1 pseudogene is annotated in these 230 nt (G+C 71.7%); it reads left to right on the plus strand.

Going from position 1 to position 230, the window contains the following annotated elements:
• Positions 1–27: 27 nt before the first annotated feature.
• Positions 28–230: pseudogene (locus tag KVS71_RS19480) on the plus strand (hypothetical protein); the annotation flags it as partial.

Genomic DNA, 230 nt, shown 5'->3' on the forward strand with positions numbered 1-230 from the left:
CCGGCTCCTGTTCACAGGGATGGGGGCGTGGCGCTGACCGACCACCACGAGGTCGACCAGCTGCGCCGCCTCGGCCTGGAGCCCGCCGACCTCGTCGGGCACACGATCGAGGAGCTCGGTGACTACCTGGACGCGGGACGAACTCCGACGATCCCTGCGATCGAGGGGTCTCCGGGGTGCCAGCTCGCCCTCGACGCCCTGGAGAGACTGCGGGGTCTCGGCACCGCGCT

Origin of the sequence: Microbacterium sp. GbtcB4, assembly GCF_019091465.1 — a bacterium.
GTDB lineage: Bacteria > Actinomycetota > Actinomycetes > Actinomycetales > Microbacteriaceae > Microbacterium > Microbacterium paraoxydans.